The sequence below is a fragment of the Pseudomonas allokribbensis genome (assembly GCF_014863605.1).
GTDB lineage: Bacteria > Pseudomonadota > Gammaproteobacteria > Pseudomonadales > Pseudomonadaceae > Aquipseudomonas > Aquipseudomonas allokribbensis.
Window position 1 is genome coordinate 3,026,968 of sequence record NZ_CP062252.1, and the last position, 21,278, is coordinate 3,048,245.

At 62.1% G+C, this 21,278-nt stretch carries 18 protein-coding genes; 4 read left to right on the plus strand and 14 right to left on the minus strand.

What is annotated here, in order from left to right:
* Positions 1-63: 63 nt before the first annotated feature.
* Positions 64-1,038: a hypothetical protein gene (locus tag IF199_RS13900; RefSeq protein ID WP_192560781.1), complete on the plus strand. Its 975-nt coding sequence runs from the start codon at positions 64-66 to the stop codon at positions 1,036-1,038.
* Between the two features lie 42 nt (positions 1,039-1,080).
* Here IF199_RS13900 and IF199_RS13905 read toward each other — a convergent pair whose 3' ends face one another.
* Positions 1,081-3,429, minus strand: coding sequence for a tetratricopeptide repeat protein (locus tag IF199_RS13905; protein WP_192560782.1), 2,349 nt, complete (start codon positions 3,427-3,429; stop codon positions 1,081-1,083).
* A gap of 212 nt (positions 3,430-3,641) precedes the next feature.
* Between IF199_RS13905 and IF199_RS13910 the strand changes: the two genes are divergently transcribed.
* Entirely contained in the window at positions 3,642-4,313 is a 672-nt protein-coding gene (locus IF199_RS13910) for a DUF3313 domain-containing protein (protein WP_096820241.1), read from the plus strand.
* 50 nt (positions 4,314-4,363) lie between these two features.
* On the opposite strand, the gene IF199_RS13915 is transcribed toward IF199_RS13910, so the two are convergent.
* The 13 genes from IF199_RS13915 to IF199_RS13975 all read right to left on the minus strand — a co-directional run bounded on the left by IF199_RS13915 (position 4,364) and on the right by IF199_RS13975 (position 20,057).
* Positions 4,364-6,868: a fused MFS/spermidine synthase gene (locus IF199_RS13915; protein WP_192560783.1), complete on the minus strand. Its 2,505-nt coding sequence runs from the start codon at positions 6,866-6,868 to the stop codon at positions 4,364-4,366.
* A 107-nt stretch (positions 6,869-6,975) separates the two neighbouring features.
* Positions 6,976-8,562, minus strand: a complete 1,587-nt coding sequence (locus IF199_RS13920; RefSeq protein WP_096820242.1) for an arylsulfatase — start codon at positions 8,560-8,562, stop codon at positions 6,976-6,978.
* 72 nt (positions 8,563-8,634) lie between these two features.
* Entirely contained in the window at positions 8,635-9,657 is a 1,023-nt protein-coding gene (locus IF199_RS13925; RefSeq protein ID WP_096820243.1) for an HAD family hydrolase, read from the minus strand.
* A complete protein-coding gene (locus IF199_RS13930) occupies positions 9,654-10,958 on the minus strand; it encodes a BatD family protein (RefSeq protein ID WP_192560784.1) in 1,305 nt (434 codons plus the stop codon). Before IF199_RS13930 ends, IF199_RS13925 begins: the two co-directional genes overlap by 4 nt.
* Positions 10,955-12,520, minus strand: coding sequence for a VWA domain-containing protein (locus tag IF199_RS13935; RefSeq protein WP_192560785.1), 1,566 nt, complete (start codon positions 12,518-12,520; stop codon positions 10,955-10,957). The genes IF199_RS13930 and IF199_RS13935 overlap by 4 nt, the downstream gene beginning before the upstream one ends.
* A 1-nt stretch (position 12,521) precedes the next feature.
* Positions 12,522-13,514: a vWA domain-containing protein gene (locus IF199_RS13940; protein WP_192560786.1), complete on the minus strand. Its 993-nt coding sequence runs from the start codon at positions 13,512-13,514 to the stop codon at positions 12,522-12,524.
* Positions 13,501-13,989, minus strand: a complete 489-nt coding sequence (locus IF199_RS13945) for a DUF4381 domain-containing protein (RefSeq protein WP_192560787.1) — start codon at positions 13,987-13,989, stop codon at positions 13,501-13,503. The genes IF199_RS13940 and IF199_RS13945 overlap by 14 nt, the downstream gene beginning before the upstream one ends.
* The gene (locus IF199_RS13950; protein ID WP_192560788.1) at positions 13,986-14,924 is read right to left on the minus strand and encodes a DUF58 domain-containing protein; all 939 of its coding nucleotides are present in this window, start codon (positions 14,922-14,924) and stop codon (positions 13,986-13,988) included. The genes IF199_RS13945 and IF199_RS13950 overlap by 4 nt, the downstream gene beginning before the upstream one ends.
* An 8-nt stretch (positions 14,925-14,932) precedes the next feature.
* On the minus strand, positions 14,933-15,913 hold the full coding sequence (locus IF199_RS13955; protein ID WP_192560789.1) for an AAA family ATPase: 981 nt from the start codon (positions 15,911-15,913) through the stop codon (positions 14,933-14,935).
* A gap of 15 nt (positions 15,914-15,928) precedes the next feature.
* Entirely contained in the window at positions 15,929-16,972 is a 1,044-nt protein-coding gene (locus IF199_RS13960; protein WP_192560790.1) for a hypothetical protein, read from the minus strand.
* A 13-nt stretch (positions 16,973-16,985) separates the two neighbouring features.
* Complete coding sequence (locus IF199_RS13965) at positions 16,986-17,936, minus strand: SphA family protein (RefSeq protein WP_096820251.1); 951 nt, start codon at positions 17,934-17,936, stop codon at positions 16,986-16,988.
* 12 nt (positions 17,937-17,948) lie between these two features.
* Positions 17,949-19,325 (minus strand): DUF1254 domain-containing protein, encoded by a 1,377-nt coding sequence (locus tag IF199_RS13970; protein ID WP_192560791.1) that lies wholly within the window; start codon positions 19,323-19,325, stop codon positions 17,949-17,951.
* A gap of 306 nt (positions 19,326-19,631) precedes the next feature.
* Complete coding sequence (locus IF199_RS13975) at positions 19,632-20,057, minus strand: YciI family protein (protein ID WP_096820252.1); 426 nt, start codon at positions 20,055-20,057, stop codon at positions 19,632-19,634.
* 132 nt (positions 20,058-20,189) lie between these two features.
* On the opposite strand from IF199_RS13975, the gene IF199_RS13980 reads away from it, so the two are divergent.
* Positions 20,190-20,633: an SRPBCC family protein gene (locus IF199_RS13980; RefSeq protein ID WP_192560792.1), complete on the plus strand. Its 444-nt coding sequence runs from the start codon at positions 20,190-20,192 to the stop codon at positions 20,631-20,633.
* A 132-nt stretch (positions 20,634-20,765) separates the two neighbouring features.
* Positions 20,766-21,266 carry a thiol peroxidase gene (gene tpx, locus IF199_RS13985; RefSeq protein WP_102621372.1) on the plus strand — a complete coding sequence of 167 codons (501 nt, stop codon included), beginning with the start codon at positions 20,766-20,768 and terminating at the stop codon, positions 21,264-21,266.
* Positions 21,267-21,278 lie beyond the last annotated feature (12 nt).

Genomic DNA, 21,278 nt, shown 5'->3' on the forward strand with positions numbered 1-21,278 from the left:
GGTAGAGTCCCCGTCGCCAGCGGGTTTTCGGCTGGACGACGGAACGAAGAAGGGAGTCTGTTTGTGAGTGCGGGCAAGAAGATCTTGGGCCTGACGGCGTTGCTGTTGATGCTGACGTTGTGGGCCGGTTACATCTACGTATTCAACGAAAGCCGTGGCGGTCAGCTCGGCGGTGTCGGCGAAAGCACCGCGTGGTGCGGCACGCCGCCGTCCTCGGATGCGGCGCTGCTGGGCAAGGATCAGTTGACCTTGCGCATCACCAACAACCTGCGCGGCGAGTTCATGCTCAGCGGTGCGGTGGTGGTGTCCGAACGCACCTTCAACCGCTATGACCTGGGCCGCAACGAACTGCGTCTTCGCCTGGAACCGTTGCAGTGGACTTACGGCGCCACGCCGATCTTCCTTGAGCAAGTGAAGGTCCTGCCGCTGAGTCGCAACCTCGCCTCGACTGACAAGAGTGCCTTCGCTCAACTCGAATCGCGCCCGATCGGCGTTCAGGGGCGGGTCACCGAGTTTCCTTTCGACACTTATCGCTACGGCTACAAGCCAGTCCTGTACTACCTCAAGGGCAACGAGCGTGTCGACCTGCGCTTCAAGAACATCACCACGCTGATGGAGATGTCCAACACCTTTACGCCGATCCAGAAGTACAACCGCGCCGACTACATCAACGAGAAAAACGTGTTGGTCCGCGACGAGGACTACAAAGCCTACGGCCACCACGAATGCGCCTTCAGCGTCGAGCGCAAAGGCGCGTTCAAGGTTGTGGTGTTGTTGATGCTGCTGGTGTTGTGCCTGCCGTTGCTGCTGGTGTTCTACCGCGATGAGCCGGGGATCGACTTCCTGGCCACGCTGGTGGGGATCGGCGTGGTGCGCACGGTGCTGGTGGGGCCGGTGCAGGATTTCCAGCTGTACAACATCGACTTCCTGTTTGGCGCGGCGCTGCTGCTGGTGGGCACGGTGTCGCTGATCAAGGCGATGCGGATTAACAGTCGGCGGGAGATGGCGTTGCGCAGTGGAGAGACTTCGACCTGGTAACGCAATCAGGCGGGAGCAACCAAGCGTTGCTCCCGCCCGTTTTCATTTCAACGCCGGATCCCCCATATTCATCCTCTTCCACCCCTGCAACAGCACCTGCGCCTTCGGCTCCTGCCCACTGTCCAGATACCACTGAATCAGCGACAACCGCGCATTGCGGTTCGCAGGCTGCACCTTGAGCAGTTTCTCCAGTTGCTCGCTCGCCTGATCCACCTTGCCGCTGTCATGCAGCGCCACCGCCAGCACGTAACCGTATTGCGCGTTCTGCGGTTCCAGTTGTGCGGCTTTGCCAAGCGCCGACATGGCCTCGGCGGTCTTGCCCGCGCGAATCAGTGACAGGCCTCGGGTGTGCTGCAGCAGGGCCGTGTCAGGGTGTTCCTTGAGGCTGGCATCGAGCAGTTGCTGCACCTCCGAGCCACGACCGTTGGCCTCCAGCCATTGCACCAGCGTGACCAGCGCCGGGTAGAAGTCCGGGTCACGTTTCAGGGCTGTCCGCAACGAGCCTTCAACCTCCGAGCCGCGACCGCTGGCCTGGTAGAGCATCGCCAGGTTCAGGTTGGCTTCGGCGCGTTCGGCCAGGCTCTTCTGCACGGCTTCGTACTCGGCAATCGCCGCGTCCCAATTGGCCTGAGCCGGGCCCAGGCCATTGCGGGCGACACTCAGCAGATCCCGCGCAGCGACGATTCGTACTGCTTTCACCGGATCACCGAGCAACGGCGTCAACAGCGGCAAGCGCTCTGGCGGTGGCAGGAACGCGCTGATCGCCCGTACCGCGCTTTCGCGTACCTGTGGCGCCGGGTGCTTCAGGTCCGTGGTCGCCAGTTTAAGCGCCTGTTCACTTGGATAGAGTGGCAATTCCGCGAGCAATGTCGCTCGCTGGATTGCCGGCAGGTTGCTGCGCTGCAATTGCTCGTACAACGCTTGTGCGGCGCCGGGCTGGCCGTTGCGAATCAGCCACAGGCTCTCGTCGTAACGCGGCGCTTGAGGTTCGGTCGAGGCAGTCCACAGTTTGAATTGCGCGGTGACCTTGTCGCCGGCCTTGCCCTGATGACAGGTCAGGCAGGCGTCTGGCGTGCCGAGCTTTTGCGCACGCTCCGGGTTGGGGATGCTGAAGCTGTGGTCATGCCGGAAGTCGTTGCCCATGTAGAACTTGCCGGGCATGTGGCAATCCACGCATTGCGAGCCGGGCTGACCCATGGTGTGGCGGGTGTGTTCAATACTGTCGTAGTTCTTCGCTTGCAGGCCCTGGCCATCGACGCCTTCGACCGAGGTCTTGCCGGCGCTGTTGTGGCATTGCAGGCACACCGCGTTGCCCGGCGCTTTCAGCTCGGTGCTGTGGGGGTTGTGGCAGTTGCTGCAGCGCACGCCCTTGTCGAACATTTTGCTTTGGGCGAAGGAGCCGTGTTCGAACACTTCGTCCTTGATCTTGCCGTCCAGCGCATACAGTTCGCGGGTCAGGGTGCTGGGCAGGTAATCGTCCATCAGCCGTTTGCCGACGGTGTAGCCATCGCCCAGCGGCGCGCGGCGAGCGTGGCAGCGGGCGCAGGTTTCGATCTCGACGGTGGCGTTCTTGTCCTTGAGATCGACGTCGAAGCCGGCGTGGATCAGGTCAGTCTTTTTCGCAGTCCACTCCAGGTGATTCGATGCCGGCCCATGACAGGCCTGGCAACCGATGCCGAGGCTGTTCCAGTGGCTGGCGAAGGTGTTGCTGGCCGCGTCGAAATTGCGCTTGAACCCGGTGGTGTGGCACTCGACGCACATGAAGTTGGCGTTCTGGCTCGGCTTGCTCCAGTGCAGCGGATTCTTGAAGTTCACGCCCTGGCCGGGGTAGAGGTGAAACCAGCGGTTTTTCTCGGTATCCCAGGCGACGCCAAGGGCCTGCAAGCGGCCTTCACCGACTTCGATCAGGTATTGCTGAAGCGGCGCGATGCCGAAGGTGTAGGCGACTTTGAAGTCGGCGTTCCTGCCGTCGACGCCAGGTGTATTGACCCAGAACTCGTCGCCCTTGCGCGCGAAACGGGTGGATTCGTTTTCGGCCTTGAAGGTGACATTGTTGAAGTCACCGAGCATGGTTTCGGCATTCGCCGGTTGCATCGCCAACTGATGATGGGAGCCTTGCCAGTCCTTGACCTGTTCCTGGTGACAGCCCTGACATTGCTGTTCATCAACCATGGTCGCGGGCAGTGTTGCTGCAGGTTTGGCCGCTACTGCAACAGGCGTGCTGACCGGCACGACTTTGACCGGAGCTGGAGCGGGGCTGAACAGAAACCAGCCGATCCCCGCCACGGCCGCGAGCAGCAGACCAATGGTGACAGGAAACAGGTAGCGTGAAATCGAGGTCGGTGAAGCATCAGGCTGGCGCGGTGCATCGTTATTTTTATGCTTGGGCATTGCGACTTCCGTAGTCCAGGTGCATTTGCCTTCTGGCGTGCGTTCAAGCTCGATGCAGCTTTGCCGGATGCCCGGCATCTGTCAAATGACCGTTGTGAACCGGTACACGGCACCGCGCCAATATTGTGTGTTCTGATCGCAATTCGCGGGTTTTTAGCTATACCTGTAACTCCCCAATGCAACAAATCAGGCCTTCTGACAGGAGTTACAGCATGAAGCTAGCCGTGATGATGAGCACCCTGTGCATTGCCACTCTTGGCGTGGTGGGTTGCTCCAGCAAAACCGTCGCTCCAGATGAGTACTCCGGGTTTCTCAAGGACTACAGCCAACTCAAGGAGGCCAAGTCACCGTCCGGGGCCGAGGTGATGCGCTGGGTCGATCCCAAGCTCGATATCAACAAGTTCACCAGCGTCTATATCGAACCGACGCAGCTCTACCCAAAACCTCAACCGACCGTGAAGATTCCGCAACAGACCCTCAATGGCATCACCGCTTACTACGATCAGGCGCTCAAGCGTGAAGTGGGCAAATCCTTGCCTTTGGCCAGTGGCCCCGGCCCGGGCGTGATTGTGGTGCGTGCGGCGATCACCGCCGTGAGCAGCAAGACCGAAGGCCTGCATGCCTATGAAGTGATCCCGATTGCGCTGGTGGCGGCAGCGGTCAGTACCGCCAGCGGTATCCGCGATCAGGAAACCACCCTGGCCACCGAAGCGGTGTTCCTCGATGGCGGCAATAACAAGGTCGTGGCCCAGGTCGTGCGCAAAGGCACCGGCAAACCGCTGCAGAACGACTCCCAGGTGATGAAGGCCGATGACGTGAAAGCCGTGATCGATGGCTGGGCGTCGGACATGCATCAGTCGTATCTGAAGATGAAAGCCAAATAGTCCCGGAAATCATTCCCACGCACCGCGTGGGAATGATCGGATGACGAGAGTCACTGCCCGACAAACCAGCGGAAATACGGATTCCCTCCATCTCTCTGCATCACCTCGCGAATATCCCGGCCCCAGGCATCCCGATCTCCGTCATAGGCGTGCAGGCTTGCGCGATAGAACTGCATCAGGCGCTGTCTGTGCCCCTGCATCCGTTCAGCGAACCCGGCATCGGCATTCACCAGCGGCGGTGCGACATACAGATCCAGCAGCGCAGGCAGCACCCGGGTGATCTCTTTGGACCGGACCCACGGCGCGTATTCGATGCGCGGCTGATCGTCAGTCACCGCCGGTGCGTCGGCGGCAAAACGTTCCAGACCGGCGCGATCGGTGACCCAGGTCGACAGCAACGCCGGCGCCGAACCGATGCCGACGTCCTGCAAGGTGCTGCGTACGCTGTCCTGTTGCAAGCGTCGGGTGATTTTTTCGGCATCCAGTTCGATGGGTGTCAGCGAGCCTACCAGCAGCATCTCGTGGAACTCGCTGGTCCACAGCGTCGCGTACGGGAAGACGTCGAGGAAGCTGCGCACCAGTGAACGCGAGTCGTCGATGTTCTGGGTCGGCAGCGGCAGCCACTGTGCGACCAGACCCTGTTTCTCCAGACGGCTGGCGGCCAGTTGATAGAAGTCCCGGGAATACAGATTCACCACGCCGGCCGCGGAGGGTGGTGGCGGCTCGAGGGTGATCAGGTCGTAGGTCTGCGGGCTGCGCAGCAGTTCCTGACGACCGTCGCGCAGCCGCACATCGACGCCGGGATCGCTGGCGGCGTTGAAGTTGCCCTTGAACAACGGCGCAGCCTTGATCACCGACGGCAGCAGCTCGGCCACGACCCGATGTTCAAGCCCCGGATAGCGCAGCAACGCGCCGGCAGTGATGCCGGTACCGAAACCGATGACCAGCGCCGAGCGCGGCTCGCCGTTGTGGATCAGCAGTGGCAGCAGCGCCTGAATCCGCATGTAACGCAGTGACGGCATGGCATCGCCGGTATTCGACACGCCCTGGATGTACAGGCGCTGGAACGCGTTCTGGCCCCGGCCTTGAGTGACCACCGCGACCGTGCCGCCGCGTCCTTCCTCGTAGAAGGCCAGCTCGCCGTTGCGCGCACCGGGGAGCAGGCTGGCGAGTTTGTCGACCGGCGTCAGCACGGCCAGTGCAACGGACAGCAAGCCCAGCGCGGCCACTGCCTGACGCCGGCCTTTCTTCACGCCATGGCCCTTGCGCACGGCGAACCAGCCGACGCCGGCGGCAATGATCGCCAGCAGGCCCAGCGTGCGTACCAACCCCAGCAACGGAATCAGCAGGAAACCGCAGAGCATCACGCCGATGATCCCGCCCAACGTGTTGAACGCCACCACCGCGCCGACATCGCGGCCGACATGCTCGTGGCCGACACTCAAACGCAGGGCCAACGGAAACGCCGCGCCCAGCAGCAAGGTCGGCAGGAACACAATGCACAACGCCGCAACAGCGAAACGTGCGCTCATGCCGGCCAGTTCACTGGCGCCTTGAGTCACGAGCCAGATTTCCGCCTGACTCTGGGCGATCACCAGCCAGCGACCGAGCAGGGCGATTTCCAGCAGGGCGATCAGTCCCGCGCCAGCGATCAGCAAGCCGAACACGCCCCACGGATCGCGAATTCGTTCGACCCGGCGAGCGAGCAGGGCGCTGCCGATAAACAGCCCGGTCAGGTAGGTCGCCAGCACCACGGCGAACGCGTAAGTGCGGGTACTCATGAATTGCACGATTGACTGCGACCACACCACTTCGTAGCCGAGGGCCACGCCGCCGGCGATGGAATACAGCCAGAGGGCGGTGCGATCCGGAGCTTTTTCAGTGTGATGCTTGAGCGGGGCTTTGACCGGCATCGGATGCTGGCGCTGCCAACCCAATGCGCCGGCGGTGGCCAGCAGATTGAGCATCGCTGCGGCCAACGCACTGCCGCGCACGCCGAGGGTGGCGATCAGCACGAACGCCGCGAGCAGGGTGCCGACAATCGCTCCCAGGGTGTTCGCCGCATACAACTGGCCGCCGCTCTTGCCCGGCGTACTGCCCAGCGAGCGCACCAGCACCGGCAGCGTGCCACCCATCAACACGGCTGGAGCGCCCACCAGCATGAACGGCAGCAACCAGGCCAACAGGCCGACGTGATCCTGCAACCAGGCAAACGGACTGGCCGCAACGCTCATGGCAAACGTCGCACCGACGCCCAGCACGGCCACCAGCACTTCCAGCCCGGCATACAGCAAAACCGGTTGCGCCAGGCGATCCGCCCAACGCCCGAACAGCCAGCCACCGATAGCCAGCCCGGCAAAGAAGGCACTGATGCCGGTGGTGATCGCGTAGACCTCGACCCCGACCACCAGCGACAGCTGCTTGATCCACAACACCTGATACACCAGCGCCGCCGCGCCGGAAATGCACAGCAGCAGGGCGGGGATCAGCAACGCCGGGGCGGCGGTGTGCGGGAGGGGATGGGCCGACGACTTGCTGGCGACACGTGAGGACATTGCGACTGCCTTGTTCCGGTTCATGAATGATTGTTCCCATGCATAGCGTGGGAACAATCACTAAAAAGGGCCGCTCGCCAATGACGGCGAGCGGCGGTCCAGCGGCCTTACTGTGCAGGCTGGTTCTTCATTTTTTCTTCGATCTTCGCGTCCACCGCCGCACGGATCTGGTCGATGCTGAAGCTCGCCGGTTTCTGGCTTGGCGGATACTCGATGAAGGTCTGCAGGAAGCGCGCTGCCTTGGTGGTGGCGACGGCGACCAGATACACGTTCTTGGTCGACCAGTCGTAATACTGATCGGACACCACGTCGGCCCGCTCATACGGGTCCATCCTCAGGTTGAAGATTTTCGGTACGCGCAACGGTGTGAACGGGTTGCTCCACACCGCGAAGCCACCGGGTGCACGCTGCTCGGCGAACACGGCTTTCCAGTTGCCGAAACGCATCGACACCAGCATGCCGTCGTCGTTGAAGTAGAAAAATTCGTTGCGTGCACCGTTCGGTTGTTGGCCGGTCAGGTAAGGCAACTGGTTGTAGCCATCCAGATGCACCTTGAAGTTGGTGCCGCCGCTGGTGGGCGCCCAACCCTTGAGCAGCTTGCTGGCGACATCGGTATCACCGGCCGCCGCGAGCAAGGTCGGGAACCAGTCGAGCCCGGAGAACATCTCGTTCGAGACCTCACCCGGTTTGACCTTGCCCGGCCAGCGGATCATCGCCGGTACGCGGTACGCGCCTTCCCAGTTGGAGTTCTTCTCGTTGCGGAACGGCGTGGTCGCCGCGTCCGGCCAGGAGAACTGGTTCGGCCCGTTGTCGGTGGTGTAGACGACGATGGTGTTGTCGGCGATTTTCAGGTCGTCGAGGGTCTTGAGCAGTTTGCCGACGTCGCCGTCGTGCTCGACCATGCCGTCCGCGTACTCGTTGCCGGGCATGCCGCTCTGGCCCTTCATCGAGTCACGCACGTGGGTGAACAAGTGCATGCGGGTGGTGTTCATCCAGACGAAGAAAGGCTTGTCGGCCTTGGCTTGTTTCTCGATGAACGCCTGGGCGGCGGCGGTGGTTTCGTCGTCGATGGTTTCCATGCGTTTGGTGGTCAGCGCGCCGGTGTCTTCGATCTTGCCGTCGGCGAAGCTGTGGATCACGCCACGCGGGGAGTTGGCCTTGACGAACTCCGCATCGTCTTTCGGCCAATAAGGACGTTCCGGTTCTTCTTCGGCGTTGAGGTGATAGAGGTTGCCGAAGAACTCGTCGAAGCCGTGGTTGGTCGGCAGGTATTCGTCCTTGTCACCGAGGTGGTTCTTGCCGAACTGGCCGGTCGCGTAGCCCTGGGACTTGAGTGCCTGGGCAATCGTGATATCGCGCTTTTGCAGCCCGACCGTGGCGCCCGGTGCGCCGACTTTCGACAGGCCGGTACGCAGTGGCGTCTGACCGGTGATGAAGGAGGATCGTCCTGCGGTGCAGCTGTTCTCCGCATAGTAGTCGGTGAACATCATGCCTTCCTTGGCTATCCGGTCGATGTTCGGCGTCTTGTAGCCGACCACGCCCATCGAATAGGCGCTGATGTTGGTCTGGCCGATGTCATCGCCGAAGATCACCAGAATGTTGGGTTTTTCAGCGGCTGTGGCAGTTGCAGACAGCGCCATCACCGACGTTGCCACGAGGGCGAGTTTCGGTAGCCACTTGCGTATGCGAGTCATCAGACTTGCTCCTTTTGCGCGGGGGTGGTGTGGTGCGTCAAACGTTTCTTGCAGTCCTGCGTCACGCTTTTGTTATTTCACTTGCTCGGGGGCGGGTGGATCGAACGGGTAGATCCGGCGCCAGTCGCTCGCCATGTCCACAACGGTCCAGCCACGGGAATTCGCTTCGTCGAGGGCCTTGTCCAGGCGCCCGATCTCGGATTTTCGGTCATAGGCCCATTCGCGTTTGGCGTCGGTGTGGTGCACCAGGCCCATGAAGCGTTTGCCGGGGCCTGCCGCCGTCCACTGGAGCATTTGCAGGTCGCCGTCGGAGTTGCCAAACGCCAGGATCGGCCGGCGACCGATTACCGCATCGATGCTTTCCGGTTTGCCGGGACCGTCGTCGTTGTGCGCCAGTTTGGCGGTGCGCACGATCGAGGCCTTGCCGTCCTTGTAGCTGAACGCCGTCACGAAGGTGGTGCCGATCACTTGCTCCGGCGGGATGCCGTAGACCTTCTCGGCGAAGGCACGCATGAACGCCGTGTCGCCGCCGGAAACGATGTAGGTCTTGAAGTCCTGGCTGCGCAGGTAGTCGAGCATTTCCAGCATCGGCTGGAAGATCATCTCGGTGTACGGTTTGCCGGTTTTCGGATGCCGGGCCTGGGTCAGCCAGGTTTTGGCGTAGTCATCGAAGGCGTCGGTGGTCATGCCGGTGTGGGTGGCGGCGAAGATCTTCAGGATGCCGTCCATGCCGGCGGCGGCGAGCGCCTTGTGGTCATTCTCGATCACGGCCTTGAACGGTTGCGTGGTCTTCCATTCCGGGTGCTGCGGCGCGGTGCGCTTGACCTCGTCGAAGGCGAACAGCAACTCGAAATACGCGGGTTGCTCGCTCCACAGCGTGCCGTCGTTATCGAACACCGCAATGCGTTCGGCGGGTTTGACGAAGTCCTTGCCGGACTGATCAGTGATCGCCTGGACGAATTCGATGATGTGCTTTTTCGCCGGTCCGTCGTTCCATGACGGCAGCGGCTCGCTGGCCTGGGCCAGCAATGGCAGTGCGAGGCTGAACAACAGGGCCAGACCAAAACGTTGGCGGTGCAGCATCGGGTTCGTCATGGGAAATCCTTCTCGTGGACGGGGTTGAGCGGGCGCAAGGCCGGGGCCGAACGGGCCTGCTGCTGTTCGGCCTGACTGTGAAGCGTAGACAACGATTGGCGCAGTTGGCCCAGTGTTTGTTCGGTGGCCGGTTCGCGGCCGTAAAGGCCACGCAACAGTCCTTGCAAGCGTTGCCCTGAGTCGACCAGTTTCAAGCCCAGCCCACGGCGGCGCAGCCACAGATAAACAGCGCTCAACTGCGCAGGCTTGGCGTTGAGTTGCGGGGTGATTTGCTGCCATGCGCTTTCGGCTGATTGCTGCCAGGCCAGCGCTCGTTTGTGCTTGCGGGTTTGCCACTGCTGGCGGGCACGGCTGAGCGCTGGCCAGCCCAGATACCCGCCAACGACCAGTGCGACGAGCAAGGCCAGCCACGCCAGCCAATGGGTGGAAAGGTGCAGGCGATTGTTCTGGCCGAGTCGTTTGAGGTCTTCGGTGATCGAGAACACCGGCTTGTACGCACTGTTGGCGGCGGCCTCGAAAGTGATCGCAGGAACCTGCGCGGTGCGACTTTGCTGCGCGCGCGAATCCCACCATTTCACCTCGATGGCCGGCAGGGTGTGGGCGCCGGCCGTGTCGATGCGATAGCTGACGCTGTCGATGCGCTGACCGCCGAGGATATCGCCGCGACCGTCATCCAGATTGCTGATCTGCGGGGTCTTCACATAGCGACTCAGTCCGTTGACCTCCACCAGCGCTGGAGCGGGCAGCGCCATGGCGAGTGCGCCGTCGGCCTGCAGCGTCAGTTGGCGGGTGATGCTGTCGCCGACTTTCAGCGGCGTCGCCGAGTTGATGAGGGTTTGATTGAAGCGCAGCCCCGTGGCCACCAGCGGCGTTTCACCGGGTTTGAAACCGGGTGGCTGGGCGGCGCTGAACTGTAGCGGCTGGCTCTGGGCACTGATCTCGCTGGTGGCTTGACCGGGGCTGGCGCGCACGGTCAGGGCCGGAATGTTGAAACCCCGGGCAGCGTTCGGCGTGATCAGATAGCTGTAGCGCAGGCCCGTGAAATTCTGGCCGTCGAAGGTCTGGTTCAGGTGCTGGGCCTGACCGTCCGGCGGCATGACCAGCGCGCCGTCGAGCTTCAGGTCGGGCAGGGTGGGGGCGCTGGTGAACCAGGTGTCGGTGAGAACATCGAGTTGCAGCGCCAGCAGGCCGCCGACCATGGCGCCTTCGGCGGGTTGCAGGTGAGCCTGCACACGCAGCTGCGGTTCAGCGGCTGCTATCTGGGCGCTCAAAAGGCACACAAGCCCTATCAACCGGTTCATGGCTTGGCCTCCGCCTGATCCTGCAAGCTGAATTTCTGCTTGAGGAATTTCGCCGGGGAGGTCGTGAGGTTCTGCAACCACAGCGCATCCGACGCCGCTTGTTCGGTCTCGACCGTTTTGCTCTGGCCCTTGCCCGGTGCCTTGTCGAACTTGACCTCATCCGGTTTGGTTTGCGGCGCGTTCTGTTCGGCGCTCGCGGTGTCTTTCTGCAAGGCAATCGCCAACGCCAGATTGGCCGTGGCTTCGGGGAATTGCGCTTGCAGCTTCAGGGCCTGGGTGTACGCCGCGATGGCTTCGTCGAACTTGAAGCGGCGCACGTAAATGTTGCCCAGATAGAAATACGCCTGCGGCGTGTCCAGCCGCGCGAAGGTCACCAGCGCCAGGTCGTAGTCAGCCGCGTGATAGGCCGCCACGCCTTTCCAGTACGGATCGACAAACAGCGCCGCTGCCTGCGGAAAATGCTCATGCTCGAAGGCCCAGCGCCCTTGCTGGTCGCGGGTAAAGAAAGCGTCGGTCAGCGCGTTTGCCTGAGCCGGCGCTGCTGGCCAGCCAAGGCCCACGGCGAGTACCAGCGCCGGCATCCAGTTCACGCTCCAACCCTTGCGCACGTTTAACAGCGCCAGCAACACCAGCGGCCAGCACAGCCAGTAACCGGCGTCTTTCCAGTGCAATTCCCGCTGTTCGGCGCTGGCGCTCTGGAAGTGCTGCTGCGCGTGCAGTTCGATCCAGTCCAGGTCGTCGTCATTCAGAGTCAGGCTGCCGAGCGGAGCATTGAGCGCCGAGGCCAGTTGCTTGATGGCGGCCGGATCGAAACTGCCCAGGGTCGGGCGACCGTTGGCATCGATGCGCGGCTGGCCGTTGGCGTCCTGAATGATGCCGCCATCCTGATTGCCCACCGCGAGCACCAGTACTTGCAACTGCTCATCCGGTTTTTCAAGCGGTGCGGTGTCGGCACCGTCGGTGATCAGCAGCAGGCTACCCGGGACCTTTTCAGCGTTGAGCAAGCGCCTGGCCTGATCGATCACCGCGCTGACGTTCTTGCCCGGTTTGTCGATCAGTCCGGTACCCAAGGCTTGAATGAACGTGTCGAGCAGCACCGGATCATCGGTCGGCGGCAACACCAGATGCGCACTGCCGGCGTAGGCAATCAGCGCGGTGCGGGCACCGGCGCGGCGCTGGATCAGGTCATGCAGCTTGTGTTTGACGGCCTCAAGGCGAGTGGGCTGCACGTCGTTGGCATCCATCGACGGAGACAGATCGACAGCCACGATCAGCGGCGCGCGATTCTCCAGAAAGTCCGGGCGATCCTGCTCCCAGGTCGGCCCGGCCGCTGCCACCGCGCCGAGCATCAGCAGCGCACACAGCCAGTGCACCGGGCGCAGGCGCTGGTGATCCTGCGGGGTGACCAGCAAGTGCGGCAGCAGATGCCCGGCGATGTTGCCGCGCAGCCTGCGTTGCAGGTCACGGCCACGGCGCCAGAGCCACGGCAGCAGGGCGCCGAACAGCGCCAACAGCAGCCACAGCGGGCGCAGGAAGTGGAAGTCACCGAGATTGATCTCCATCTCAGGCCTCCTGCCGCTGACGTGCAACCGCCAGCCGTGGGCGCAGCAGGGCGCCGAGGTGATACAGCGTCAGCACCACCAGCGCCGCACCCAATGGCCAGTAGAACAACTCGCGTTGCGGCTGATGACTGAGGGTTTTCACTTGATGCGGCGTGAGACGGTCGAGGGTGCTGTAGACCTGATCCAGCGCGTTGCGATCTTCGGCGCGGAAGAACTGGCCGCCGGTGGTTTTGGCGATTTGCTCCAGCCCCGGCAGATTGACCTTGGCCTCGCCGGAGGCGCTCGGGTCGCCGATGCCGATGGTGTGAATCACCACGCCTTTGGCAGCGGCCATTTCGGCAGCATGATCCGGGGTGATCGCGCTGCTGGTGTCGTTGCCGTCGGTGAGCAGGATCAGGACTTTTTCCTGTTCATGGGCCTTGTCCAGCAACTTGAGGCTGAGACCGATGGCATCGCCAATCGCGGTGTTCGGGCCGGCCATGCCGATGCCGGTGTCGGCCAGCAGCAGCGACAGGCTGGCGTGATCAAGGGTCAGCGGCGCCTGCGGATAGGCGCCGCTGCCGAACACGATCAGGCCGAGGCGGTCGTCCTTGCGCTTGTCGATGAAGGTCTGGACGACGTCTTTGACCGCAGCGAGGCGATTGATTTTCTGGCCACTGGCGTTGGTGAAATCTTCGGTTTCCATCGACTGCGAAATGTCGATCGCAAGCATCAGGTCGCGCACCGGTTGCTGGCGCTCGATGGGTTTTTCGACGAACACCGGACGGGCGACGGCCAGCAGCAACAAGGCCCACACCAGGAAATTGAGCAGCAGTTGCCAGTGATTGCGCCGGTTGCCGGCGGTGCCCGGTGTTTCACCCACGGCGCGGCTCATGGCGTTGAAGAACGGCACACGCACGGCGCTGCGGGTTTCCTGATACGCGGGCAGGTAACGGTAGGCCAGCCAGGGCAGCGGCAGCAGGAGCAACAGCCACGGGTAATCAAGCTGCCACATGATGGTGCTCCACCCAGTGTTGGCAGGTGTCGAACAGCGCCTGCCGTTGCGAAGCGGGCAGGGAGCGCAGGACGTCGTCGGGGGCGTAGGCCAGTCGGGCCAGTTGCTGGCTGAAATCGGTGGGCAGCGTTTTTTTGCTGTGTTGCTGCAAGAAGTGTTGCCAGTCTTCCTGTTCCGAGGCAGCAACGGATTGCGATTGCGGCATGGAAATAGCCACACGCTTGAGCAACTCCGGCAATTCGCGCAAGGCATTCAGGTCATCACTGCGATCACGCAACTGCGCCAGTCGCATCAGCGCTTCCCGCCGATACCGGTCGCGCCGCCATTGCCGGTACCGCCGCGCCCCGATCGCCAGCGCTGTCAGTAGCAGAACCGCCAGCAATACCCACCAGCCCCAGGTCTGTGGCGCGTAACTGATTGGCGCGGGCAGGCCCAACTCCTTGAGTTGTTCGATGCTCGGAATGTTCGGGTTCACCGCCGGGGTCCGGCGCTTTTGCCAAGCTCGGCGCGCAATTGCTGATGGGCTTCTGCGGCGGTGCTGAACATCATCAGCGGCACCTGACTGCGGCGCAGCAGGGTGGCGACGTCCTTGAGCCGGCCACCGAGAAAATCCCCCAGCGGCTGATGCACGTTGCGTTTCTCCACCGCCAGTTCTACTTGCAGCTGGCCTTGGGTCACCAGCAATCGGCCGTCGTTCGGCAACTTCATCGCCAATGGGTCGTAGACCTGCAACGCAATCACATCGTTGTGCGCCGACAGTTGCCGCATCAACTGCAAGGTGCGTTCGCCGGCCCCGGCAAAGTCGCTGACGATGCAAATCAGATGGTCATGCCCGGCCAGCGCCAGGCAACGCTGCAAGGCCTTGTCCAGTTGATCCTCGTCTTCGGCGTCGGGGTTGCCGGCGTTCAGCGCCTGGTTCTGTTCGGCGATGCGACTGAGCAAGACCTCGACCCGTTTGCGGCTGCGCAGCGGCGCGATGCAGTCGATGCGCCGGTCGTTGAACACCAGCCCGCCGACCCGGTCCCCGGCATGGAACACCATCCACGCCGCCAGTGCACCGAGTTCGGCGGCGATAGCGGATTTGAAGCTGCGCTGCGATCCGAAAAACATCGACATGCGCTGGTCGACCACGATCAGCGCCGGGCGATCGCGTTCCTCGGTGAAGGTGCGCACCACCGGTTTGCCGGTGCGCAGCGAGGCGCGCCAGTCGAGGTGGCGCAAGTCGTCACCGGGCTGATAACGGCGCAACTCATCGAAGTTCAAACCCCGGCCACGCAGGCGCGAGGCGTGGTTGCCGGCGAGGATGCTGCCCTGTGGCTGGCGGGCCAGGAAACTCAGATCACGGGCCTTGAACTCCAGCGCCATCAACTGCGCGAGAGAGACATAGACCAGCCCGTCGGTGCTTTCCATATCAGGCCTCAGGCGGGAATCGCCACCTTGTCGAGAATCCGGTCCAACACCTGATCGGCGCTGACGCCATCAGCCACCGCGTCATAGCTCAGTTGCAGGCGATGGCGCAGCACCGGGTGCACCACGGCGCGCACGTTGTCCGGCGAAACGAAGTCCTGGCCCTGCAACCACGCATCGGCGCGGGCGCAACGGTCCAGCCCGATGCCGCCACGCGGACTGGCGCCGATGGCGATCCAGCGGCCGAGGTCTTCGTCGTAATCGGCCGGATGGCGGGTGGCGTTGATCAGGTCGATCAGGTAACGGTCGATGGCAGGGGAGACGTGCACCGCGCTGACTTCCTTGCGCGCGGCGAAGATCACTTCCTGCGCCAGTTCGAAGCCCTTGGCCGGCGCGGTATTGGCGCCTTGGGCAAACTCTTCGGCGCGCAGCAGTCGCAGCACCTGGCCCTCGTTGTCGGCGCTGGGATAATCGAGCAGGACTTTCATCAGGAACCGGTCCATCTGCGCTTCAGGCAGCGGATAGGTGCCTTCCTGTTCGATCGGGTTTTGCGTCGCGACGACAATGAACAACTCCGGCAGCACGTGGCTGTTACCGGCCACGGTGATCTGCCGTTCTTCCATGGCTTCGAGCAATGCCGCTTGCACCTTGGCCGGCGCACGATTGATTTCGTCGGCCAGAATCAAATTGCCGAACAGCGGGCCGGGCTGGAAACGGATCTCGTTTTTGCCTTCGACCTGATGCAGCACCTCGGCGCCGGTGATGTCCGAGGGCAGCAGGTCCGGGGTGAACTGGATGCGGCTCATCTTCGCGTCCAGATGCCTGGCCAGCGCCTTGACCGTGCGGGTCTTGGCCAGCCCCGGCAGGCTTTCCAGCAGCAAGTGCCCGTTGGCCAGCAGGCCGAGCAGGATCTGCCGGATCACCTGATCCTGGCCGAGCACCGTTTCAGCGATGCTGGCCTGCAGGGCGTTGAGGTCGGTGAGTGCGGTCATGGCGCGAGTCCTTGCTCAAAACATGAAGGTCGGGATGACCGGAACGAACGACAGCCGGAAATTCCAGCGGCTGCTGATCTGGTCTTCGGGGTGGATCGCCGAGTACTGGATCTCGCCGGAAATCCGCACCGGCAACTTGCCGAAATTGAAAATCCGCCCGGCACCGATGCCGACGGGAAAGGTGACCTTGTTGCCGCCGTCAGCCTTCCAGTTGACCGTGACGTTGGGCGTCATGCCGACCCGCCATTGGGCCGGGCCGGGAATCACGCGCTGGATGAAGTACTGCACGTTGGTCAGGCTGACGTCCTTGCGCTGGCTGTCGCCGCCGACCGACCACCAGTGCTGCGGGAAAACCCCCAGTGTCCAGTCTTCGCCCAGATAGGCAGCGACAAACGCCGGGCCCAGTGAGTATTTGCCGGTGCCGAGCACGTCCTTTTCAGCGGTAGGGAACATCGCCGTCGGGCCGAAGCCCCAGACCATCTTGCCGCCGCCGGCAAAGCGCACCGGTTGCTTGGGCGAGAACACGCCAACGTAGGTCAGGTCGCCGAAGCCGCTGGTGCGGTCAAACGGATCCTCGACCACCGAGGCGAAATCGTCGCGGTCACTGAGGATTTCATTCGGCCCCATGCCGATCAGGTTGCCGGCCCTGTGGTTGACCGGAGCGCTGACGTAGCTGATCGGCACGCGGTTGATCAGATTCCAGTCTTCGCCGAGGGAGATCGGGAAGGTCGGCATGAAACTGTACTTGCCGAGCATCCGTGTGCCGTTGCTGTTCGGGCCCTTGAGCGCGGTGTAGTCGAACTGGTTGACCAGCAGCACCAGATTGCCCACCGGGTTATCCATCAGTTTGGAGATCTGCTCGGTGGACGGGTCGCAACCGGCCTTCACGACGTCCTTCAGGTCGATGTCGAAGTTCTGTTGCAGGCGATGGCAGGTTTCCGGATCGCCTTTGCTGACCGAGTTGGCGGGGGCGCTACCGAGCCCCGGTAAATCACCGCCCGCGCAGGCCAGGCTGCTGAACAATGCGCTGCATAAGGTCAAGCGGCGAGCGATAGCCATCCCTGGCGCCTCCTTAGAAAAACGCCAGGGTCAGGTTGACGGAAACGCCATTGCCTTCAGGACGGTTCTTGGTGTCGAACTCCGGCACCCAACGGGCACTGACGCTGGCCTGGGCGTCGGCGAACTTGCCGCTCCAGCCAACGGTCGGGCCGGCACCGACCGAGCGACCGCGAAAGCCGTTCAGGGTGTCGGCGGTGTCGCCCTTGTCGTCGCTCACCTGCTGGATGTAGCCGGCGACCAGCCCGGCATTCCAGCCGTTGCCAAAACCGTGGGTCCACAGGGCTTCGAGGGAAAAAATGTCGCCCGTGCGGTAATCGGTGGCCTTGTTCTCGGTGTAGAACTGCAGGTTGCCGGACAGCGTGAACTCGCCACCCTTGCCGTCCAGATGCGAGAACGCCACGGTGGGCATGAACGTGTAGTTGTTCTGGCCGGGGTTGGCCAGGCGATTGTCGTTATAGGCACCGGTCGGTACGTAGATCGGCAGCGAAAACGAGATGTGGTTGAGCTCGTCGAAGTGGTAGCCGGCGGCGATCGGCGTGATCAGCGCGTCGGCAAACTGGGTGCCGGAATCGCTGGTGCCGAGGGTGCGTCCACGGGGGCCGGTGATGGCCGCATCGATGTCGGTGTATTGGACCGGTATGCCGATGGCCGAGGCATAGTTCCAACGGCCTTTGCCGGTGTCCCAGACGTGAGTGACGTTGGCCATGGTGTAGGAAACTTTCATCTTGATCCCGGCGCTGACCGCTCCGGAAATCGGCGCGCCACGACTGCCCTTGAGCTCGCCGTCGTACCAGATGCTGGTAAACGACGTCACCCAGCCCGGTGCCGGCGGGACGACCCCGGCATTGGAAAACACCTGCTGGCCGGTAATCGGTCGCCCGACACCGCCCTCGGCGGCGTACAGCGCAGGGCTGCCGAGCATGCACAGCGCCAGCAACGGGCGCACAACGGAAGGCTTGACCATCACTGACTCCGCTTATTGTTTTGTGTCGACCGGGTTGAGCAACGGCATTTTCCATTCACCGCTGGCGACTTCCGGTCTTGGCAGATACAGGCGCAAGACCCCGTAGAACGGGCCGTCCGGCGCAGGCAGCCAATTGGCTTGCTTGTCTTTCCCCGGATTCTTGTGCTGCACGTACAGGGTCAGACCGCCATCGGCATCGAGCTTCAGGTCCGGCAGCATCCGCGAGTTGATCAGGTAGCGGTTGAGCGGGTTGGCCACCAGCAGTTTGGTCTTGCCGTCGTACATCGTCAGTGACCAGAACGCATCGGCGGGGGGCAGGGCGCCCTTGTCGAAATGCAGGGTGTAGTCGTGTTTCGAGGCATCGGCGTGCTGCCCGTCCATGTCGACGAAGTAACCGATGTAGTTGGCCTCTTCGGCGGAGTTGCCGAAGATTCCCATGTTGGCGCCGGCGTAGCGGTACAGGTAATTGCCCTTGAGGTGATCGCGGGTGCCGAACAGATCACCGCTGGAAACCTGATGGGTATCGACCTTGTCTTTCTGAAACGCGGCGAACTCGGCTTTTGCATCGGCAATGCCGACTTCCAGAGCCTTGCGTTGCTCGGCGCTGAGGGCCTTCAGATCGAAGGGTTGGCCGGCACCGATACCGATTTTGGCGAAGCGGGCCAGCAAGTCTTTCTCGACATCCTGCGGCGGCGTGAAGGCCAGCATGAAATTCAGGTAACGGAACAGGTCCGGGGTTTCGCTCATGGTCGGCGTCGGTTTCGGCCAGCTGACTTTCGGCGCTGGCGCCGGGGCTTTCTGTTTCACGTAATGGCTGAGGGGTTCGACCTTGTAGCCTTTCTGGATCTGCTTGACCTTGGCCAGGTCCTTGTCGTCGAACAGTTGCGTGCGGTACAGCGCGTAGGTGATGTTGCTTTCGCTGCGCAGCAGGCGGTCGATGTTCAGCGGTTGCTGGCCCTGCCAGTCCGGCCCGGCAATCATGAAGTGGCCGCCGTTGTTGCCGGTGCTGCGGGTGCCCAGGTAAGCGAAATTCTGCGTGTAGGCGTCGATCAGTTGCACCGAGTAATAACGGTGCTCCTCGATGGGCGGCAGGGTGAGGATCAAGGGTTCGGCGCGCAGGTCCATCCAGACGAACGAGTAAGGCGTGTCGGCGTTGGGCGTGACGAATGCGGTGTCTTTGGCGGTGAAGGCTTTGGCGGTGTTGCCGATCCTGTTCAGTGGCGCCTTGTAGTTCGGGCTCTTGGTGTCGATGGCCTGGGTGTAGAGGGTCTTGTACATCTCCACGACCGGGAAACCGTACAGGTAGGCTTCCTTGGCGATGGCCCGGGCTTCATCGGGGCTGGCGGTGAAATCCTGAGCACCGACGCCACAGCTGACAAACGTGGCCATGACGCTGTATGCCGCCACCTTGAGGGCTGGTTTCGACCGGTTACAGAGGACGGACGTCAGCGAGCGCGCCGACGAAAAGGCGTGAACTTCCGTTTTATTCGACATGATTCCCCGATTCCCTGGTGGCTCAGTGGACGACTCGGCACTTCGCGGCCGTTAAGGCGTAATCCTTTTCTTATCAAGCCTGTAGGACATGTCTGTTGAAGCTAGCAGTTAATCGAGGGTTAGCCAGTCAGAGGGATTAATTCTTTGGTTTTGTGCGCAGGATCACGCCAGTTTGTGTACTGGCGCGAGCCCTGTGCAAAGTCAGTGTTTTTTTGCCTGCTCGCGTACCCGTTCTTCCTGTTCGCGCAGTTCCGGGGTGAACTCGGCGCCGAAATCTTCCGGGCTGAACACCTGGCGAATCTCGATCTCGGCTTCGGTGCCCGGCATGGGATTAGGGCAGCGCTTGACCCACTCGATGGCTTCTTCCTTCGACTTCACGTCCCAGATCCAGTAACCGGCGATCAGCTCCTTGGTTTCGGCGAAGGGGCCGTCGATCACGCTGCGTTTTTCACCGCTGAAACGTACCCGGGCGCCCTTGCTGCTGGGGTGCAGGCCATCGGCGGACACCAGAATGCCGGCCTTGGCCAGTTCCTCGTTGTAGTTGCCCATGTCGGTCAGCAATTGTTCGCTGGGCATTACGCCGGCTTCGGAGTCCTGGCTGGCTTTGACAATGATCATGAAACGCATGGTGTTTCTCCGCTGGAAAGTGAGGGATTCACTGCTTTGTCGAATGGCGGGGGCTTGAATCGACAGGTCGTTAAATAAAAGATGCAGACTCGCGTTTTAACAAGCATCGCCTCCATACGGAATGTGTCCGCCATGCCCACACTGGAACTCACGACCCTGATCCCCGATCGCACCCCGAGCGAGGTACTCGACTTCTGCCTGGAAGGCGTCAATTTCCCGAAGATCTTTCCCGAACGCGTCACGCCGCTGGGGGTTATCGACCTGAACAACTTGCGTATCGAAGCCGGGCGGCAATTCCGTTTCCGGCACTGGATGTTCAATCTGATCCCGTCGAACTGGACGGTGACGATCCGCGAAGTCGGCGACACGCATTTTGTCGATGAAATGCTCAAGGGACCGCTGCGTGCCTTTCGTCATGAACATCGGGTGGCGGCGGGTGAGGGCGGTACGCTATACACCGACCGCGTGACGTATTCGGCGATTGGCGGGGCGTTCAGCGAGCGATTGCTGGTGAACGGCTACATGCGGCGGATATTCGAGGCCCGCCATCGCAACATGCTGCAATTGCTTGGGTAGCGCTCAAGGTTGTATCCAATCTTGCGTGGTGGCACATGACAATTTCGGTTCAGGCATAGGTCGTCGGACAATTTCGTGGTTAACTTCCGCCTCTTGCATGCTTTCCCAACAACGTTAAGAAGGACTCCGTTCATGGCTCAAGTCACGCTCAAAGGCAACCCGGTTCAAGTCAACGGCCAATTGCCACAAGCCGGTTCCAAGGCACCAGCCTTTTCCCTGGTAGCCGGCAATCTGTCCGACGTCACCCTGAAAGACTTCGCCGGCAAGCGCAAAGTGCTGAACATTTTCCCAAGCGTCGACACCCCGACCTGCGCTACCTCCGTGCGCAAGTTCAACGCTCAGGCCAACGAACTGGCCAACACCGTGGTGCTGTGCATCTCGGCTGACCTGCCATTCGCCCAGGCCCGTTTCTGCGGCGCCGAAGGCCTGGAAAACGTACAGAACCTGTCGACCCTGCGTGGCGCCGAGTTCATCCAGAACTACGGCGTGGCCATCGCTGACGGCCCGCTGAAAGGCCTGACCGCCCGTGCGGTAGTCGTGCTGGACGAAAACGACAACGTGCTGCACAGCGAGCTGGTCAAGGAAATCGCTGAAGAGCCGAACTACGAGGCAGCTCTCTCGGTTTTGAAATAAGTGTTCTGAAAC

Coding starts and splice junctions, on each gene's coding strand:
- IF199_RS13905 (WP_192560782.1), bottom strand. CDS start 3,429: ATGCCCAAGCATAAAAATAACGATGCACCGCGCCAGCCTGATGCTTCA.
- IF199_RS13910 (WP_096820241.1), top strand. CDS start 3,642: ATGAAGCTAGCCGTGATGATGAGCACCCTGTGCATTGCCACTCTTGGC.
- IF199_RS13915 (WP_192560783.1), bottom strand. CDS start 6,868: ATGTCCTCACGTGTCGCCAGCAAGTCGTCGGCCCATCCCCTCCCGCAC.
- IF199_RS13920 (WP_096820242.1), bottom strand. CDS start 8,562: ATGACTCGCATACGCAAGTGGCTACCGAAACTCGCCCTCGTGGCAACG.
- IF199_RS13925 (WP_096820243.1), bottom strand. CDS start 9,657: ATGACGAACCCGATGCTGCACCGCCAACGTTTTGGTCTGGCCCTGTTG.
- IF199_RS13930 (WP_192560784.1), bottom strand. CDS start 10,958: ATGAACCGGTTGATAGGGCTTGTGTGCCTTTTGAGCGCCCAGATAGCA.
- IF199_RS13935 (WP_192560785.1), bottom strand. CDS start 12,520: ATGGAGATCAATCTCGGTGACTTCCACTTCCTGCGCCCGCTGTGGCTG.
- IF199_RS13940 (WP_192560786.1), bottom strand. CDS start 13,514: ATGTGGCAGCTTGATTACCCGTGGCTGTTGCTCCTGCTGCCGCTGCCC.
- IF199_RS13950 (WP_192560788.1), bottom strand. CDS start 14,924: ATGGAAAGCACCGACGGGCTGGTCTATGTCTCTCTCGCGCAGTTGATG.
- IF199_RS13955 (WP_192560789.1), bottom strand. CDS start 15,913: ATGACCGCACTCACCGACCTCAACGCCCTGCAGGCCAGCATCGCTGAA.
- IF199_RS13960 (WP_192560790.1), bottom strand. CDS start 16,972: ATGGCTATCGCTCGCCGCTTGACCTTATGCAGCGCATTGTTCAGCAGC.
- IF199_RS13965 (WP_096820251.1), bottom strand. CDS start 17,936: ATGGTCAAGCCTTCCGTTGTGCGCCCGTTGCTGGCGCTGTGCATGCTC.
- IF199_RS13970 (WP_192560791.1), bottom strand. CDS start 19,325: ATGGCCACGTTTGTCAGCTGTGGCGTCGGTGCTCAGGATTTCACCGCC.
- IF199_RS13975 (WP_096820252.1), bottom strand. CDS start 20,057: ATGCGTTTCATGATCATTGTCAAAGCCAGCCAGGACTCCGAAGCCGGC.
- IF199_RS13980 (WP_192560792.1), top strand. CDS start 20,190: ATGCCCACACTGGAACTCACGACCCTGATCCCCGATCGCACCCCGAGC.
- tpx (WP_102621372.1), top strand. CDS start 20,766: ATGGCTCAAGTCACGCTCAAAGGCAACCCGGTTCAAGTCAACGGCCAA.